Source organism: Chishuiella sp. (assembly GCF_032109125.1).
In the GTDB taxonomy this organism is placed as follows: domain Bacteria; phylum Bacteroidota; class Bacteroidia; order Flavobacteriales; family Weeksellaceae; genus Empedobacter.
The window spans coordinates 107,752-126,467 of the sequence record NZ_DAMCLZ010000008.1; the positions used below are offsets into that span (position 1 = coordinate 107,752).

The following is an 18,716-nucleotide window of genomic DNA, read 5'->3' on the forward strand; positions in this document are numbered from 1 at the left end:
GCAACTCCTTCGACAATAATAAATTTGTTGCAAAAAAATCCTAAAAAAAACATTAATTGTTGCTTAGAATTTGTAGTTGATATTGGATATATATTTTATCGAATTCATTATTTAATTCATTATAATTTGCACTAAGAAGTTGATTTTTTGCTATTTTGTATACTGATGCATCAACTTTATCAAAAATATATTTGGATTCTGTTGTTGCTAACGATTCTTCCGATGCTTTTACAATTTCTTGAAGAGATTGATCTAGATTTTCAAGTAATTGTAATTTCTTTTTTTCTATTGAAAATAAGTCATTAAGACGTTTTTCTTCTTTTATTTTAAGTTCGTTATTTAAATTTTGCTCTATTTTTTTTAGTTCTAGAAGTTGTTTATTATTTCCTTTTGAATAGATAGGTACAGAAAAGTTTAATCCTATATACTGACTTTTATTGTCTTTTAACTGACGACCAAAATTGAAACTCGTATCTCCTAAACTTTTTATAGTTTGTGAATAAAAGGTTCCATAAGAATAATTAAGATTTACACTTGGTAAATAATTGGATAATAATTGTGTATATTCTTTTTCTAGTCTTGTATCTGCTAAATCTATTTTTTTGAGACTTGGGTAATTTGTGATAACAGGATTTATTTTTAACGTATCTAGTGATATTGGTCGTATTAGGTTTATATCTTCTGCTACGACAGTATTTATATTAAGTAATTGTATTAATTCTGTTTTTTTTACAACCTCATTATTCAACGCTATTTCTAAGTTATTTTTTTCTTGTAAATAAATTACATTAATATCGTACCAATCACTTTTAGGACGTCGTCCTTCTTCGACTTCTTTTGTTATTCTATTTAATTGGTTTTCTGCATTTATTATTTGTTTTTTTAATACTTTTTGCCATTCTTGAAGTGCTAATGCTGCCATAAATTTTTCTAAAACTAATAGTTCGTATTGGTTTTCTATTACTTCGAATTCCATTTTTTCTATCTCTATATTCAGATTCTGAATTTTTGTTCTATTCCACTTAGAAAAATCAAATAAATTAACTTGTGCATTTACTCCAATATTATCTGATTGTATATTTGATGGCTCGCGTGTATTTGTTGCAGGATCGATAGATGAACCAAAGTTATAGGCGTGTGAGAAAGATGCGTCTATACTCGGTAAAAATTGAGAACCAAAAGAGCGTTTTTCTTCTTTTTTACGTTCTATTATAACTGATTGTATTTTAAAATCTGGTTGATTTTCTTTTCCTATTTTTATACAATCATCAATTGATAAAAGCTGTGCTTTCCCTATAAAAGAGAAAAGCACTGCCATTAATAAAAAATATTTAAAATTCATATTAAGAATATTTTTATTCGTATTTTAAATAATTAAGCACATTAATTCGTGTTGCTGAATAGGCTTTTAATAGTACAACTAACAACGTAAGTGAAAGTAATAGCACAAATGCAAAAACATAAACCCAAATAGAGATACTAATTCTATATGCAAAATTTTCTAACCACATTTGCATTAAAAAATAACTTGGGACAATAGCAATAGCAAAACCAATTACTGATAAATAAATATATTGTTTAGAAAGAATTTTTAATAAAGATCCTGTTTCTGCCCCCAATACTTTCCTAATTGCTATCTCTTTGTATTTACGCTCTATGGTGAATGATGAAAGAGCAAATAATCCGAACAAAGCAATCGTTATCACAACTACGTTTAGTATTTTGAACATCTTTTCTTGTTTTGTATAATTTTCGTATGAACGTGCAAATTGTTTATCTACAAAATCATATTCAAAAGGATAATCTTGATCTACTTTTGCTTTCCAAAATTTTTCGATAGATAAAATCGTTTCTTCTGGGTTCTCTGAATCTATTTTGAAAATTAAACTTTGTAAGTTATATGACATCCATTTTACTGTATTAAAATTCATGAATAACATTGGTTTTATTTCTTTTGCAGGAGAACCTAAATTAAAATCACTTGCTATACCTATCAATTTGAATTTATTATCATTCCATGAAAACTCATCATTAATTTTTAATTTATTATCTAATTGTTTTATAGCAGTTTCATTCAAGATAACATTGGAAATTGTATCAGAGGAAATAGCAGAATTAAAATCTCTTCCTTCTTTCATTTTTATTCCCATTATATCAAAAAAACCAAAATCTATTGCCATATTTTCTCCTGTAATAATTTTATCCTCTACAGAGAATTGCGAATTAGAAACAGCACCATTATCTCCAAACTGAAATGCTATCGCATTAACTTCCTTTATTCCTTTTATTTTTAATAAATCTTGTTTTATTTTTCTATAAAAATCATATCGATTACCTTCTAAATCAGCTTTTCTAAACTTTACACTAATTACTTGTTTTCCATTAAAACCTAATTCTTTATTAGCTATATATTGAACCTGCTCACTAACTAACGTTCCACCGATAATAAAAAATGCTGCTATAGAAAATTGAAGGATAAGCATTATATTTCTTAATAAAATTCCATTTTTACTTCTTGAGAAATTACCTTTCAAGACTTTTAAAATTTCAAAATTTGAAATATAAATAGCTGGAAAAATTCCTGCTAAAACAATAACAATAAAAAATATACTTCCTAAATAAGATAAATAACTTATAAAATCTATTTCTATTTCTTTATTTATTAATTGATTATAAAAAGGTAAACCTATTTCTACCAAAGCCATTGCAAATAATAATGCAACAAATGTTGTAATTGCTGTTTCAAAAATAAATTGATAAATTACATTTCTTTTTGATGCTCCAAGAACTTTTCGAATTCCTACTTCTTTTGCTCTACGAATAGCTTGTGCAGTAGAAAGATTAACATAATTAATAACAGATAAAATCAAAATCAATACAGATAAACCTAAATTAATCTCTAAAAAGAGTTTATTCCCTTTTCCTTCTGGTAAATTTGTTTGAATCGAATCTAAACGAGCATCTTTTAATGGTAATAATTTTACTTTATTTATACCATTTACTTTTATATATTCATTGACAGAAACTCCTTTTTCTTTTGCAAAAACTATAGTCCTATTTTTATAAAATAATTCACTCCCTATTTTTTCGACTTCATCTTTTTCTAATGGATTTTTCAATTTCACCAATAATGTTGTTCCAAAGTTTCCCCATTCATTTTGGTTTTCTTTTAATTGATTATATATAGAAGAAAAAACAAATTTTGGTTTGATACTTGAATACTTTTCTAATTTATAAACACCCAGGATAGGCATCTTCTTTCCATCAAGTTGTGTAATGATTTGATTGATTGGATTTCTATCTCCAAATAATCTTTTTGCCTCATCTTCCTCTATTGCAATAGCAAACCTATTCTTATTAAATTCCTCTATGCTTCCTTTTACAAACTGAAATGGAATGCAACTAAAAAAATTCTGATCTGTTATTATAGTATTCTTTAAATAAACTTTTTTATTATCAATAATAACAGTACTATTAGAATACCATGGAACAATCCAGGTTTTATCCTCAATTTTACTAGTTGATTGACCTAAATTTTCACCTAAAGGTGTTACTGTAGATGGCCAGATTTCATTATTATGAGTAAACTCAGTCATAACCTCGTACACTCTATCTTTGTATGGATTCCATTGATCATAACTTATTTCATCTTTCCAATACAATGTTGAAAAAATAACTCCTGTAATTCCTATTGCTAAACCTAGAATAGTTAATAAACTAAACCATTTATTCTTTATAGCATTATGAATATATATTTTTAACCAGTTTTTTAGCATCTAACTATTATTTTATTATTCGTATTTTAAATAATTAAGCACATTAATTCGTGTTGCTGAATAAGCTTTTAATAGTACAACTAACAACGTAAGTGAAAGTAATAGCACAAATGCAAAAACATAAACCCAAATAGAGATACTAATTCTATATGCAAAATTTTCTAACCACATTTGCATTAAAAAATAACTTGGGACAATAGCAATAGCAAAACCAATTACTGATAAATAAATATATTGTTTAGAAAGAATTTTTAATAAAGATCCTGTTTCTGCCCCCAATACTTTCCTAATTGCTATCTCTTTGTATTTACGCTCTATGGTGAATGATGAAAGAGCAAATAATCCGAACAAAGCAATCGTTATCACAACTACGTTTAGTATTTTGAACATCTTTTCTTGTTTTGTATAATTTTCGTATGAACGTGCAAATTGTTTATCTACAAAATCATATTCAAAAGGATAATCTTGATCTACTTTTACTTTCCAAAATTTCTCAATATTATCAATTGTTTGTTTAGTGTCTTTTGTATCTACTTTAATAATTATATTGTCCACATTAGCATTCAACCATTTTACAACTTTGAAATTGAAAAACATCATAGGTTTTATTTTCAATTGTGGTTGTCCTAAATTGAAATCTTTTGTTACACCAACTAATTTTAGTTTTTGATCGTTCCAATAAAATTCATCATTTATTTTTAATGATTCTCCAAAATAATTTTTAGCTGTTTCGTTAATCAAAACATTTGATATCGTGTCAGATGAAATGGTAGGGTTTAGATCTCTTCCTTGGATAACTTTTATTTTCATCATATCAAGAAAACCAAAATCTATTGCCATATTTTCTGTTACTAATTGTTTATCTTTTACTCTAAAACTTGTATTTGAGCCAGCGCTATTAGAACCAAATGTGAATACTGTTGCATTAACAGCTTGTACGCCTTTTATTTTTAATAAATCTTGCTGAAAACTTTTATAAAAATCAAACTTTCGCTCTCCTAAATCTTGTCTTCTAAATCGTATACTAATAATTTGGTCTCCAGAAAAACCCAAATCTTTATTCGCTAAATAATTCATTTGCTGAATAACAAATGTACCTCCCACTATAAAGAATGTTGCAATAGAAAACTGTAAAACTAGCATTGAATTTCGTAACCAAATTCCATTTTTACTCCTTGAGAAATTTCCTTTTAAAACGTTTAATTCTTTAAAATTGGAAACATAAATCGCAGGAAAAATTCCAGCAAGAACAACAACAATACTAAAAATCAGTAATAGATTTGGAATAAAACTTATAAAATCAATTTCTAAATTTTTATTGATTAATTGATTATAACTCGATAAACCTACTTCTACTAAAGCTAATGCAACAAAAAATGCAATAACAGTTGTAATAGTTGTTTCTATGATAAATTGTAAAATAATATTACGTTTAGATGCACCAGCAATTTTTCTTATTCCTACTTCTTTTGCTCTTCTTATTGCTTGTGCAGTAGATAGATTAATATAGTTAATTATAGATAAAATTAGAATCAAATACGATAACCCTAAGTTAATTTGTATAAACAACATATTCCCCATTCCTTCTGGAAGTTTTGATACCTTAGCATTTAATCTAGAATCTTTTAAGGATTGAAACTTTACTTTTACTGGTTCATAAATTTTTGAAAATTCCTCAATAGACATACCTTCATTTTTGGCATTTTTTATGGTATTATTTACATAAAACAAATCTGTCCCTAATTTTTCTATTTCCGATTTATACTTAAGGTCTTTTAACTTTATTAATAATCCAGGACCATAACTTCCCCAATTATCTTTAACATCATCTAAACGAGTATAAATATTAGAAACAACCATTTTAGGCTGAAATCCACTAAATTTATTTCCCTTAAAAACTCCGTAAATAGGCATCTTTCGTCCGTCATAGTTTGTTAAGATTTTTCCGACAGGATTTTGATTACCAAATAGTTTAATTGCTTCATTTTCTTCTAACGCAATACCATATTTATTTTTACGAAAGTCTTCTACATTTCCTTTTACAAATTTGAATGGAATAAAATCAAAGAAATTTTGATCTGTACTAACAATTCCTTCTATGTAAACTTTTTTTTTATCGACATAAAAAGTTTCTCTTCCATACCACCCCTCAAACCAACAATAATTTTCAACTTTATCTGACTTTTCTTTCAAATAACGAGGTAAAGGCTCAACACTGGTCGGCCATTCTTCTCCAGCAATAGGAAACACAGATAACGTTTCGTAAATGAGATCTTTATCTGTATTCCATTGGTCATAACTTGTTTCATCTTTCCAATACAATGTTGAAAAAATAACTCCTGTAATTCCTATTGCTAAACCTAGAATGGTTAATAAAGTAAACCACTTATTTTTTATAGCATTATGAATATATATTTTGAACCAGTTTTTTAGCATCTAGATATCATTTAGAGTTAATAGTCGTTACCCGATTTATTTTTTACTTTTCCTGATTTATCTTTTTTTATAGAAGTAACTTTTGGGTCTCCTTTTATTGTAATCTTAGAAGAAGAACTTACAGAAGCAGAAAATTTATCTACAACCCAACTATTAATTGTAGCGGAACTACTTGCTTTAAAATTTGCTTCCAATACTTCTAAATCATATAAATTACATTTAGATCCACTTGAAGATTTTACAGTAATTAAGTTTGTTTTTCCACTTAAAGTTGTACTAGATCCGCTAGAGCTATTTATTTCTAATTGTTTAGATTTTAAGTTTGTATTCCAATTTGCTCCAGAACTAATTGATGCTTTTATATTATCAGAAGAAAGATTTCCTTTTAATTGTGAACCAGATGATAAATGAATATTAATATTTTTAGAATTAAACAATTCACCTAAATTAATAATAGAACCCGAAGAAGAATGGATCTCTAAACCATTAGAATTCATTTTATCATTAAATTTTATTTGAGCTCCCGAACTCATTTTAATCGAATTAATCGAAGATCCATAAACAGCTATATTAACCTTTGAAATATTGATATTTCTTTTTTCTTTATTATCAATATATAACTGTAATACATTATTCTTAACTTCAGTAATAATATAATTTAAATTTTCTTTTTTATCAGTATCTACAATTATCTTAGGAGAGTTAGAAAGATGATAAGAAATATTAACCCCTGTGCTTCCTGAAATTTTGTCAAAAGATGAAATATTTCTTGTTTCTTGTATTTGAGCATTAATAATTAATGCAATAAAGATTAGTACGAATGTGATATATTTTTTCATAGTATATGTATATTGATTAATTTTTATAATTCTGTATTTGCAAAAACATTAACATTTTTTTGATTTATTTTTTCAGAAAGTATTTCACCATCTTTCATCGTAATTATTCGTTCAGAAAATGCGGCGTCATGTGAAGAGTGTGTTACCATAAGAATTGTTGAACCTTGTATATGTAAATCTGTTAATAATTCCATTACTTCATTTCCATTTGTACTATCTAAATTTCCTGTTGGCTCATCAGCCAGAATAATTTTAGGGTTCATCACCAATGCTCTTGCAACTGCTACACGTTGTTGTTGACCTCCTGAAAGTTGTTGAGGAAAATGTTGTAAGCGATGAGAAATATTCAGTTTTTCTGCAATTTCTTTCACTCTTTTTTTTCTTTCAGAACTAGCTATTTTAGCATAAATCAATGGTAGTTCAATATTATCATAAACAGAAAGTTCATCAATTAAATTAAAGTTTTGAAAAATGAAACCTATATTTTCTTTACGAACCTTAGCTCGTTTCGTCTCATTTGCTTTTGCCATTTCGTTATTTGAAATTGTATAACTTCCGTCATCAAAGGAATCTAATAATCCTATAATATTAAGTAATGTTGATTTTCCACAACCAGAAGGTCCCATTATTGATACAAATTCCCCCGAACGAATAGTTAAATTAATTTCATTTAATGCTCTTGTTTGAATATCTTCTGTAATAAATACTTTTGATAATTTGTTTATTGTTATCATTATAGTTAGTTTTTTATAGTTAATTCTTGTATTTCTTTATAATCTTCATAATTTGAAACGATAATTTTTTCACCAACTTTTAATCCTGAAACAAGTTCATAATAGTTTGGATTTTCTCGTCCTAATTCAATTTTTCTTCTTACTGCTTTATCACCATTTACAACGAAAATCCATTTCCCTTGTGTTGTTGCATAAAAAGAGCCTTTTGGTATAACAGTTCTTTTTTCTTTTTCTGATAAAATAAGTTTTACTCCAACAGATAATCCTTCTTGTAAATTAGATGGAATTTTATCTATAAATTCTAATTCAGTTTTAAATTTCCCTCCTTTTATTTCAGGAGAAATTTTAGTCACTTTCACTTTTATTATTTTTCCTTTCATTTCAATTTGCCCATATTGGTTTTCTTGAATTCTATCCAAATAATATTCATCTACCATAGCAACAAGTTTATACCCACTTAAAATATCTATTTTTCCAATGCTTTTAGCTGCTTCTATAGACTGTCCTAAAGTTGCTTCAAAAGAACTTAATCTTCCAGTTTCTGGAGCAATAACTAAGAAATTCTTTTTATTTTGTCTCAACGTTATTAAACTTTTTCGCATAATAGCCAGAGCTTCATCTATTTGTTTTAACTGTATTGTATTCGATTCTCTTTCTTTTACTAAAGTTTTCTGGATAATTCCTTTACGTTCATTCTGAAAACGCAATTTCTCTTGTGTGTTTTCCCATTCGTTTTTAGATAAAACTTCACGGTCATATAATTTTTTACTTAAATCATAATCTAATTTCGACTGATTGTAATCATGTTCTATTGCTACAAAATCCTTAGACATATCTAACTCTTGATTGCGAATAGAAAGTTTAGCAACATTCAACTGATTCATTTGTTCTATTATCGCTGTTTCTTGCGTCAAATAATTCAATTCTGTATTTGGATTATATAAACGAGCAATTGGCATTCCTTTCGTTACCATTTCTCCATTTTCTACAAATACTTCCTGTACAGAACCACCTTCTACTACATTTATTAAAATTGAATTAATTGGTTCTAGTTGTCCTTGAAAAATCACAAAATCTTCAAAATTTTCAACAGCAACATCCTTTATTATTATTTCACTGGAATTAATACTTAAACTTCTTGGACGTTTAATCAAATAAAAACTACTTACTCCAAAAAAAGCAACGACAAAAGCTAATAATATAATTCGTTTTAAATTTTTATTTTTTTGATTGATTTTCGTATCCATTATTTCTTAAATTTACAAAAACAGGAAAGTATTTATTGTTATCCTACTATATTTCAATAAGTAATAAATGTGCCTAAATTTTATAATTTGCTAGATGATTGAAAACAGTCATTTTATAAAATAACACTACAAATTAACTGTTCGGAAACGAACACTGATTTGTTCGAAATAGGACAACATAAAAAAATGAAATGAAAAAAACACAGGCTACTATTCTTATTATTGACGACCAAGAAGAAATTTTAATCGCTAGTAAATTATTATTAAAGAAGCAATTCGAAACCATTTTAACTTGTTCAGACCCTAAAAAAATCCCACAATTATTTATTGAACAAGAAATTAATGTTGTTTTAATGGATATGAATTATAGAACAGGTTATGAAGATGGAAAAGAAGGTATATTTTGGCTAAAAGAAATCAATAGAATACAACCTTCTGTAAAAATAATCTTAATGACCTCTTTTGGTCATGTAGAAACTGCTGTTGAAGGTCTAAAACTTGGTGCTGTGGATTATTTATTAAAACCCTGGAACAATGAAAAACTAGTCGATTTAATAAAAGATGCTGTAAAACAAGAAAGAAAATCCAAACAAACAACAAAACAACCAAAAAAAGATTTATTTTTAGGAGAATCAATTGCTGTTCAAAAAATATATAAAATCGCCAATAAAATTGCTTTAACAGATGCAACGGTTCTTATTTTAGGCGAAAATGGTACGGGAAAAACAGTATTAGCAAAAGATATTCATCTAAAATCTAAACGAAAAGATGACATTTTTGTTCATGTAGATTTAGGCTCTCTCAATGAAAATTTATTCGAAAGTGAACTTTTTGGTTACACAAAAGGAGCTTTTACCGATGCTAAAAATGATACTATAGGTCGTTTTGAAAGTGCCAATAATGGAACTATTTTTTTAGATGAAATAGGTAATCTACCATTACATTTACAAGCCAAACTATTACAAGTTATACAAAACAAAGAAATCACACGACTTGGTGAAAGCAAACCTCGTAAAATAGATGTCAGAATTATTACAGCAACAAATTCTAACCTAGAAGAAGATGTAAAAAAAGGTGCTTTTCGTGAAGATTTATTCTATCGTATTAATACCATTTCTCTTAACATGCCAAATCTCTCGGCAAGAAAAGAAGATATTATCCCATTAATACACTATTTCATTGATATATTTTCTAACAAATACGATTTAGATATTCCTTATATTGATGATGAATTACTCAATCAATTAGAACATTACGAATGGAATGGCAATATTCGTGAAGTACAAAATAGAATCGAAAGAGCTGTTATTTTAGCTGAAAATAATCAAATTACATTAGATAATTTAGGATTTGATACGTTAATTCCACTCAAAAAAGAAGAAACTATCCGAACGTTGTCCGACATAGAGAAACAAAAAATTGTAGAACGTTTACATTTTCATCAATGGAATATATCCAAAACAGCCGAAGATTTAGGAATATCTCGTGCTGCACTATATCGTAAAATGGAAAAATATACTATATCAAATACTGCTTCATGAAAAAATTATCTACTCAATTATCCATAGCTATTCGTATTTCCTTATTTGTTTTTTTTCTATTTACAACTTCCTATTTCATTATTCATAAATTTTGGTTTTCGGGATTTTTTTTCATCTTATTATCCACCCTATCTCTTGTTGAATTAATTTATTTTTCAAAAAAATATTTTTCTTATAATCAAAAAATTATCTCAGCACTTTTATATGATGATTATAGTCTAAACATTCCAGAAATAAATACACTAAAAGACCAACAAATTATCAAATTATATCAAAAAATAAAAGCCGAAAAACAAACTAGTTTTTCCAAAGAAATCCTTTATCAGCAATTATTAAACTCTATTTCTTCAGGATTCTTGATTTTAAAAAAAGTTGAAAATGACCGTAAAATTATTTTTATAAACAACTATTTTCAAAAACTATTCGATATACCAAAATCAAACTCTTGGAATAAATTAAAAAAAATTATTCCTCAATTTTCAGATGTATTAGAAAACAATAATTTTCAAGAAATAAAATCACTCTTAGACATTCAGATTGATGAAGAACAACAACAAACGTATATTATCCAAAATTCTAAAACTATTATAGAAGGTGAAGAATATGACATTATCTTTCTAGACTCGGTACAAAGAGTTATAGATTCTACTGAAAAAGAGGCTTGGGTAAATGTTATGAAAATCATTGCACACGAAATTATAAACTCTCTTACTCCTATTTATTCATTAGCTAGCACAACAAAAACATATTTTGAAAGTGATGAATTAACCAATGAAGATTATGATGATATTCGATTAAGTTTAGATACTATCATGAATAGAAGTCAACATTTACAAACCTTTGTCGAACAATACAGACAACTCACAACAATACCTCATCCTATCAAATCAAATCACAATTTAAAAGAAATTATACAAGAAGTTCAACAATCTTTTAAACACGAATTGGAAGAAAAAAAAGTAGATTTTGTACTCTCTATACCAGATTCTATTACAATTGATGTAGATAGAATACAATTCGAACAAGTAGTAATTAACCTAATAAAAAATGCTATTCACGCTATTGAACATATAGACCAAAAACGAATTGAAGTTTATTGTAAACAAACAGACAATCGTTTACAAATTATCGTACACGACTCAGGAAATTTAATTGATGAAACTATTCTTTCGAAAATATTTTTACCTTTTTATACAACCCGAAAAAATGGTGCTGGAATAGGTCTCACACTTTCTAAAACAATTATAGAAGCACACAAAGGTTACCTTTTTTATAAACAAATAAATGGCAAAAAGGAATTTGTAATCTCATTTCCAATAACAAAGTCTAACAATGACTAATTATTTATTTGGGCATAATGGTGGTTATCTGGAAACAACAACTGAATATAGAATATTTCCAAAAGAATCACTTGCTATAACTGTCCTTACAAATAAAAGTGGAAATTTCAGATTAGATGGTTTGTTAAACGAAATAGGATTTCAATTTATAGAACAAATTAAATAAAAAACTATAGTTAAAAACAGTAACTGCTGTACAACTCTAATTTTCGAAACAAAAACACAAAATAATAATAAAAACTCTTTTAAAAAGAATTATTATTTTTAAAGTACTTATTATTAACTAATTAATTTTTCCATATTTTAGTAAACAATAATAAGCTATTACTTGGGTTATTTTAAAATTTCTAACCCGCCTATTTTATTTTTTGGGGATAAATTATATAATAAGATTATAAAAAAACAAACAATGAAGAAACTATTACTATTAGTTGTAATTTTACTATTTATATCTTCTTGTAAAGATAAGAAGAATCAACAAGAAAATAGCTTGAAAGAACTTCAGAAACAAGCTTTAGAACTAAGGAAAAACCAGATAGATTTTTTCATAAATGCAACACCAAAATATTTCACTGCTAAGACCTTAAATGGAAAATTATTCAATTCTCAAGATTATAAAAATAAAAATTTAGTAATATTAATTTATGATAAATCATATTTAAGAAAAAGTGAATCATATGATATGACTAAAGAACTAAATGATATATATAATTCGTACAAAAATAAAATAAAATTTATTGGTATAATTGAAGGGTATGTTGAGAATCAAAACGAACTAGATGAATACTTAAAAAATTCCGGAATTATATTTGAACAAATAGATAATACTAAATCACAAAATAAACCTCAAGTATTAGACTATAATATATTTTGTAATCCTGCTAAAATTCTTATAAATTCAAATGGAAAAGTAATACATTCTTCTTGTGGAGGTGGAGAAAGTCGTGAACTAATACAAAAATTGGATAGTATAAAAAACTTTCATTAACATCATTGATTATTGTAAACAAAAATTAAAATACACAACCTTGTTTAAAGCTTTTCTATCTAGATTTCGATACTATTTTTCTACATTCTCATTTCAAAAAAATCACTCTCTATCTGACAGAAAAAATTTGCAATAGCGATTGTAGTGGATATCCTTTTTGCGGAGCGTTCTAGCGAAGTAAAAAGATTGGAACGGAAAGCGCGACCTGAAAGGATTGCCCAAAAAACATTTAAATAATTACTTGTAATAAACAACAATAGCGAGCTTTACGCTCGCTATTGTTACAAAAAATACTAATAAACTTGAAACACATTAATTAATCAATCTTTTTTCGATATGCATAATAAAATACTATCGGTAATATTGTAAATGAAAGGATAAGACAGATTATTAATCCCCCAACAATCATAATTGCTAATGGTTTTTGAATTTCTGATCCCATTCCTGTTGATAAAGCTGCTGGTAATAATCCCATAGACCCCATCAAAGCAATCATAACAACAGGTCTAATTCTACTTTTTACACCATGAATTATTGCTTCTTTTAGGTTCATTTTATGTTTTATATTATCTCTAATAATCCCTATTAATACAATTCCGTCAATTGTTGCGACACCGAATAGAATAATAAATCCTATCCCAGCAGAAATTCCAAAAATAGTACCTGTTACCCAAAGAGAAATAAATCCTCCGATGAAGGCAAATGGCAATGTTAATGCAGCTATTGCAGTATCTTTTGCATTACCAAAGTTTGTATAAAGTAATAGTAAAATTAATACCAATGAAATAGGAACAACCATTGTTAATTGTTTTGCTGCACGTTCTTTACTTTCGAATTCTCCAGCCCATTCCATATGATTCTCTTTTGGTAATTTAACTTCTTTTGCAACTACTTTTTTCGCTTCTTCTATTGTACTACCTAAATCTCTTCCTTCTATACTGAAACCTATTCCTATATATCGACTATTTCCTTCGCGGTAAATAAATGCCGGACCTGTTTGGTAACCAATAGTTGCTACTTCTTGTAATGGCACACTATGTCCGTTACTTGTTGGAATAAGTATATTTCCAATTTTTTCTGGAGTATCTCTGTATGTTTTTTGGAAACGAAGAATGACATCGAATTGACGATCGTCTTCATAAAATTTAGTTGCTGCTTGTCCTCCAATTGTCATTTCAATAACAGCTTGTACATCGGCAGTATTTATACCATATTTTGCCATTTGAGAATCACTTAAAACAATACGCAATTCTGGTAAACCTATATTTTTAAAAACATTTAAATCAGTTATTCCATCAACTTTTTTAATAGAATTGGCTACTTTATTGGCATACTTTTCTAAATCATATAAATCATCTCCAAATATTTTTATAACCAACGAACTTTTTACACCAGCGACATATTCTTCTACATTATCTTGAATTGGTTGAGAGAAACCGAATGTTATTCCTGGATAATGTTCTAGTTTTTTTCTCATTTCTTGAATAATATCTTCTTTGGATACTTTTCTTTTCCAATCTTTTTCGTCTTTCAACTGAATGTTAAACTCAATATTAAAAAATCCTGTAGGATCTGTTCCATCATTTGGACGACCTGTCTGTGTTAATATAAAATCTATTTCATCATTATTTTTCAGCATCAAGTCTTTCATTTCTTTTGTAAGACGAGTTGATTCTTGTAGATTTACACTATTGGGTAATGTTGCTCTAATATAAATTGCGCCTTCATTTAATTTGGGTAAGAATTCTGAACCATAATTCGAAAATCTGAATACACAAACACTTAATAGTCCTATGAATAAACCTAAAGTAAGTTTCTTGTTACGAAATGCTACTGAATATAATCCAAAGATTGTTTTCTGAAAAAAACGAGTAATAAAATTCTCTTTTTCTTCTATATTCTTTGTAAACAATAATTTACACATTGCAGGAACATACGTTAAACTCAAAATTAATGATCCTAAAAGAGCATAACCAAGTGTAAATGCTAGTGGTGTAAACATTTTACCTTCTACTTTTTGGAAAGAGAATATTGGTAATAATGCAACAATTAATATAATAAGAGCAAAGAAAATATATGAAGCAACACTACCTGCACTTCTTTTAATTACTCCCATTTTACTCATTTTGGCAAAACGTTCTGCTCCTACCTTATGTTGCATTGTTCCTAAAGCAACAAAAACAGTTTCTACAATAACTAAAGTTCCTTCTAACAACAATCCAAAATCTAATGATCCCATTGAAATTAGATTAGCAGGTAAACCTTGTATTTTTAGCATAATAATAGCAAACAAGAAAGATAGAGGGATTACCGAAGCTACAATAACTGTTGATTTCCAATTGTATAAAAATACAAATACAATTAAAGAAACTAATAAAATACCTTCTACAATATTTTTAGAAACTGTATGTACTGTATTATCAACCAATTTAGTACGATCAACAACTGTTTCAATTTTAACATTGCTAGGTAAAGTTCTTGTATTTAATTCCTCTATTTTTGTTTTTAAACTACTGATTACTTCAGAAGGATTTTCTCCACGAAGCATAATTACAATTCCTTCTACAACATCATCTTGTTTATTATAACCAACTTGTCCTAAACGAGGTTTATTAGAAATAGCTACATCTGCAACATTTTTTATAAGGATAGGAGTTGAACCATTCAGTTTTATAGTAATATTTCCTATATCTTCTATCTTATCTAATAATCCAACGCCACGAACAACATAAGCTTGATCTCCTTGTTGAATTACATCACCACCAACGTTAATATTTGATTTAGAAACCGCTTCATAAACATCTAATGGAGATAAATCATAATTTTTTAATTCAGTTGGATTAATCTTTATTTCATATGTTTTTTCTTCACCACCAAAACTGACAACATCTGCAACACCTGGAACAGAAAGCAATTCTCTTTCAATAACCCAATCTTGGATTGCTGTTGTTTCTTTAATAGGTAAATCACTTTTTATAATATATCTAAAAATTTCACCTGTAGCACCAGAAGGTGGTTCAATTTCAGATTCTGCTCCATCTGGTAAATCAACTCCATTCAATTTATTAGAAACATATTGTTGTGCATAAAAATCATCAACTCCATCTTCAAATTGAACAGTTACTACAGATAAACCAAAAAGAGAAATAGATCGAATATTAGACTTATGAGGAATACTATTCATTACTTTAGAAATAGGTAAAGTAACTAACTTTTCCATTTCTTCTGCACTTCTTCCTGGCCATTGAGTAATAATACGAGCTCTTGTGTTTGTTACATCTGGAAATGCCTCTATTGGTGTATGTTTTAATGCATAAATCCCTCCAAAAAGTAAAACAAGAATTCCAAATAATACAAAGGTTGTATTGCGCAACGAAAAAGTTACGACGGCTTGAACTAATTTTTTCATGAATTTATTTATTTAATTCTTCGTAAATAAGTAATGCATTACTTGTTATAACCTTATCATTTGGAGCAAATTTTTCATCTACAAAAGTATATTCTTCATTTTGACCAACTGAGTGAATACGTTTCACTTCCATATTGCATTTGTCTTTATATACAACTACATATTCTTTGTTATTATCAAATACTTTTGCATTATTTGGTACAGCAAATGCATTTCTAAGGATTGTCTCTTTATCAATAATAATATCAGCACTTAAACCAGGAATTAGATTAAGATCTTGATTTTCTAAAACAACTCTCGCTTTTAAAACATGTTCATCATTATCAAAAACATTATCTATACGATCTATTTTTCCAGTATAAATTCTGTCTGGATATGCCATTGTTCTCACTTTAACCAAATCATTTACATGAACATATTTTAAATTATTAGCATATATATTTACCATTACCCAAACTTGTTTTAAGTTTGATATTGAAAATAAATTTTCTTCAGAATCTGCATTAATTGTTTGTCCAGCACTAATATTTTTTTGAACAATGTAACCATCTTTTGGTGCTAAAATTTGGAATTGACCATTTCCAACCGCACGATACATTCGTAAAGTTGCATTAACATTTTCTAAATCTATTCTGGCTGACTTTAATTCATATTCTAATTCTGTTACTTCTGGTTGAGAAGCTAAACCATCATTCAGTAACTCTTTCTTTGTTTTGATTTGTTTTTGAATTAATGCAATCTGATTCTCAAAATTTCTTCTTTGCTGTGATAAATCTAAAACTTCATTTGATTTCACAATTGCTAAAACTTGACCATTCTTAACAAAATCACCTAATTGGAAATTAACTTTATCAACAGTACCTTGTAGTAAACTTTTGTAAGCAACTAAATTATTTTCGTTGTATTCTACTTTTCCTGACAATGTTAATTGTTCATGAACTGGTTGTTCTGTTATAGGAACTATTTTTGTTGATTTCTGTAGCTGTTCATTCATACAGAATTTTTTTTCTGATTGTGCTTCTTCAGTTTCTACTTTTTTTGTTTTACAACTTGTAACAAAAGTGATTATGCAAGCAGCTAAAAAATATAGTATTTTCTTCATTGTTTTATAAGTCTTGTCCAACGATATAATTTAATTCTTCAAATGTATTTTGGTATTCTTCTAGTATTTCTAAATAAGATTCTTGAGACTCTCTATAAGCTTGACTGAAATCAATAAACTCTAACAAAGTAACTTGCTTATTTTGTAGATGTTTTTTATAATTTTCAATCATTTTTAATTGTTCATCTTTATCTAAATCTTTCCACTGATTCAACATGTTTTCTAATTGAGATAATTGATTTTGAATTCCATCTATTGAATTATCCAATTCATAAGTCAATCCATCTTTAGATATTTTTTGTTGATCTACGGATAATTGTGCTGATTTTATATTTCCTTTATTTGTATTTAGAATAGGTAAATCCATACTAACTCCTACTCCTACAAAATCACGCATAATATTACCACCACGATCATAATTCACTTGAAAAGTTAAATCTGGAACTCGTTGAGCTTTTTCCAACACCAATTGTTTTTCTGCTAAGCTTATTTCATTCGCTTGGCGTTTTAATCCTATATTTTGTTCTTTAGCTAATTCTTTAACATTTAATGGTATTGGTTTAGAAATAGTATTAAATATTGAAAAATCTATATCTTCTGTTTTTAATTCAGGATTTTGTGTTAAAAGACGAAGTTTTATTAATAATTCTAGTTCATCCTTATCTAAAGAAACTTTATCTTTTTGTAATGAAATTAATTCTGTTTGAAGTCTATAAAAATCAGCTTTTGGAACATTTTTCAAATCAGCTTGTCTTTTATATTGAATATTCATCTGAGAAAATAAATCTATACTATTTTGTAATTGATTTTTTTCTTCATTAATTTTTGCTAGAGAAAAATAAGCTTGACGAAGTTCTTTTTTTAGTTCTCTCATCAACTCTTCATAATCAAAAAGTGCACTATTTTTTTCTAATTGCTTTATTGCTACTCTTTTTTTACGTTTACCTGCTGTCTCTATTAATTGTTCTAATTCAACCGCTACTTGCTGATTTCTCCCATATTTACCTATTAAATAAGGTTGTTGTTCTACATTATACGTTTTCCAAAGATTTACTTCAGAAATACTCAATGTAGGATTACTCCATAATTTTTCTTGAATTATCTCTGCATCAACCTTATCAATATTGTATTTGCTTGCAATTAATTCATAATTTTTTTGTAAAAATGCTGCTTCCAGATTTTCCAGTGTAACTTTTTGTGCTTGTGTTTGGGCACATACTGTAATTAAAACAGCTCCTAAATAAATTGCTTTCACTTCAAATTATTTTAATAAGACAAAAATAGAATTCATACATTAACTTTAG

13 protein-coding genes are annotated in these 18,716 nt (G+C 27.4%); 4 read left to right on the plus strand and 9 right to left on the minus strand.

Annotated features, from left to right (window positions below; all coding sequences use genetic code 11):
- Positions 1-52 precede the first annotated feature (52 nt).
- Genes RT575_RS10040 through RT575_RS10065 form a run of 6 tightly spaced genes read right to left on the minus strand, consistent with a single transcriptional unit; the run spans position 53 to position 9,032 of the window.
- Complete coding sequence (locus RT575_RS10040; protein ID WP_313580577.1) at positions 53-1,342, minus strand: TolC family protein; 1,290 nt, start codon at positions 1,340-1,342, stop codon at positions 53-55.
- A gap of 13 nt (positions 1,343-1,355) precedes the next feature.
- Positions 1,356-3,776 carry an FtsX-like permease family protein gene (locus RT575_RS10045; protein ID WP_313580579.1) on the minus strand — a complete coding sequence of 807 codons (2,421 nt, stop codon included), beginning with the start codon at positions 3,774-3,776 and terminating at the stop codon, positions 1,356-1,358.
- Between the two features lie 15 nt (positions 3,777-3,791).
- Positions 3,792-6,212 (minus strand): ABC transporter permease, encoded by a 2,421-nt coding sequence (locus RT575_RS10050; protein WP_313580581.1) that lies wholly within the window; start codon positions 6,210-6,212, stop codon positions 3,792-3,794.
- Positions 6,213-6,229: 17 nt separating this feature from the next.
- A complete protein-coding gene (locus RT575_RS10055; protein WP_313580583.1) occupies positions 6,230-7,051 on the minus strand; it encodes a GIN domain-containing protein in 822 nt (273 codons plus the stop codon).
- 23 nt (positions 7,052-7,074) lie between these two features.
- Entirely contained in the window at positions 7,075-7,785 is a 711-nt protein-coding gene (locus RT575_RS10060) for an ABC transporter ATP-binding protein (RefSeq protein WP_313385804.1), read from the minus strand.
- 5 nt (positions 7,786-7,790) lie between these two features.
- Positions 7,791-9,032 (minus strand): HlyD family efflux transporter periplasmic adaptor subunit, encoded by a 1,242-nt coding sequence (locus RT575_RS10065; protein ID WP_313580585.1) that lies wholly within the window; start codon positions 9,030-9,032, stop codon positions 7,791-7,793.
- 191 nt (positions 9,033-9,223) lie between these two features.
- Between RT575_RS10065 and RT575_RS10070 the strand changes: the two genes are divergently transcribed.
- From RT575_RS10070 to RT575_RS10085, 4 genes are all read left to right on the plus strand, one after another.
- Positions 9,224-10,573, plus strand: coding sequence for a sigma-54 dependent transcriptional regulator (locus RT575_RS10070; RefSeq protein ID WP_313580587.1), 1,350 nt, complete (start codon positions 9,224-9,226; stop codon positions 10,571-10,573).
- Complete coding sequence (locus RT575_RS10075) at positions 10,570-11,913, plus strand: ATP-binding protein (RefSeq protein WP_313580589.1); 1,344 nt, start codon at positions 10,570-10,572, stop codon at positions 11,911-11,913. The genes RT575_RS10070 and RT575_RS10075 overlap by 4 nt, the downstream gene beginning before the upstream one ends.
- Positions 11,906-12,079 carry a hypothetical protein gene (locus RT575_RS10080; RefSeq protein ID WP_313580591.1) on the plus strand — a complete coding sequence of 58 codons (174 nt, stop codon included), beginning with the start codon at positions 11,906-11,908 and terminating at the stop codon, positions 12,077-12,079. The genes RT575_RS10075 and RT575_RS10080 overlap by 8 nt, the downstream gene beginning before the upstream one ends.
- A 243-nt stretch (positions 12,080-12,322) precedes the next feature.
- Entirely contained in the window at positions 12,323-12,901 is a 579-nt protein-coding gene (locus tag RT575_RS10085) for an AhpC/TSA family protein (protein WP_313580593.1), read from the plus strand.
- A 316-nt stretch (positions 12,902-13,217) separates the two neighbouring features.
- Here RT575_RS10085 and RT575_RS10090 read toward each other — a convergent pair whose 3' ends face one another.
- The 3 genes from RT575_RS10090 to RT575_RS10100 are packed head-to-tail and all read right to left on the minus strand — an operon-like array spanning position 13,218 to position 18,667.
- Positions 13,218-16,310 carry a CusA/CzcA family heavy metal efflux RND transporter gene (locus RT575_RS10090; RefSeq protein ID WP_313580595.1) on the minus strand — a complete coding sequence of 1,031 codons (3,093 nt, stop codon included), beginning with the start codon at positions 16,308-16,310 and terminating at the stop codon, positions 13,218-13,220.
- A gap of 4 nt (positions 16,311-16,314) precedes the next feature.
- Positions 16,315-17,412, minus strand: a complete 1,098-nt coding sequence (locus RT575_RS10095; protein WP_313580596.1) for an efflux RND transporter periplasmic adaptor subunit — start codon at positions 17,410-17,412, stop codon at positions 16,315-16,317.
- A 4-nt stretch (positions 17,413-17,416) separates the two neighbouring features.
- Positions 17,417-18,667, minus strand: coding sequence for a TolC family protein (locus RT575_RS10100; RefSeq protein WP_313580598.1), 1,251 nt, complete (start codon positions 18,665-18,667; stop codon positions 17,417-17,419).
- Positions 18,668-18,716: the final 49 nt, after the last annotated feature.

Bases quoted from the DNA above. Each gene is read 5' to 3' on its own strand.
- RT575_RS10090 (WP_313580595.1), bottom strand. From the start codon at position 16,310: ATGAAAAAATTAGTTCAAGCCGTCGTAACTTTTTCGTTGCGCAATACA.
- RT575_RS10065 (WP_313580585.1), bottom strand. From the start codon at position 9,032: ATGGATACGAAAATCAATCAAAAAAATAAAAATTTAAAACGAATTATA.
- RT575_RS10070 (WP_313580587.1), top strand. From the start codon at position 9,224: ATGAAAAAAACACAGGCTACTATTCTTATTATTGACGACCAAGAAGAA.
- RT575_RS10050 (WP_313580581.1), bottom strand. From the start codon at position 6,212: ATGCTAAAAAACTGGTTCAAAATATATATTCATAATGCTATAAAAAAT.
- RT575_RS10040 (WP_313580577.1), bottom strand. From the start codon at position 1,342: ATGAATTTTAAATATTTTTTATTAATGGCAGTGCTTTTCTCTTTTATA.
- RT575_RS10085 (WP_313580593.1), top strand. From the start codon at position 12,323: ATGAAGAAACTATTACTATTAGTTGTAATTTTACTATTTATATCTTCT.
- RT575_RS10080 (WP_313580591.1), top strand. From the start codon at position 11,906: ATGACTAATTATTTATTTGGGCATAATGGTGGTTATCTGGAAACAACA.
- RT575_RS10060 (WP_313385804.1), bottom strand. From the start codon at position 7,785: ATGATAACAATAAACAAATTATCAAAAGTATTTATTACAGAAGATATT.
- RT575_RS10075 (WP_313580589.1), top strand. From the start codon at position 10,570: ATGAAAAAATTATCTACTCAATTATCCATAGCTATTCGTATTTCCTTA.
- RT575_RS10055 (WP_313580583.1), bottom strand. From the start codon at position 7,051: ATGAAAAAATATATCACATTCGTACTAATCTTTATTGCATTAATTATT.
- RT575_RS10095 (WP_313580596.1), bottom strand. From the start codon at position 17,412: ATGAAGAAAATACTATATTTTTTAGCTGCTTGCATAATCACTTTTGTT.
- RT575_RS10045 (WP_313580579.1), bottom strand. From the start codon at position 3,776: ATGCTAAAAAACTGGTTAAAAATATATATTCATAATGCTATAAAGAAT.